The organism is Paraburkholderia madseniana (assembly GCF_009690905.1).
In the GTDB taxonomy this organism is placed as follows: Bacteria; Pseudomonadota; Gammaproteobacteria; order Burkholderiales; family Burkholderiaceae; genus Paraburkholderia; species Paraburkholderia madseniana.
On the sequence record NZ_VOSW01000359.1, the window covers coordinates 1 to 252 of the forward strand.

Sequence of the window (252 nt, forward strand, 5' to 3'; positions counted from 1 at the left end):
TCTCAATCATGTCGAGATATCGCTGAACGCTTTCCTCAATCTGTTGCTGACGCTTGTCGATCTTGCCGGCCGTATAGTTTCTGTCGCGGCTGTTCACCGCCTTGAACTTGCTGCCGTCGATGGCCACTGAAGTTGACCCAGAAAAACGGACATCTATCCTTTGGAGAAGGAGGTGCCGATTATGGGCAAGCATCGTACCCCGTACCCGGCGGAATTCCGGGCGCAAATGGTCGAGCTGGTGAAGGCTGGACG

The 252-nt window shown here is 54.8% G+C and carries 1 pseudogene; it reads right to left on the reverse strand.

Annotated features, from left to right (window positions below):
• Positions 1-252 (reverse strand): annotated as a pseudogene (locus FSO04_RS48995) (hypothetical protein); the annotation flags it as partial.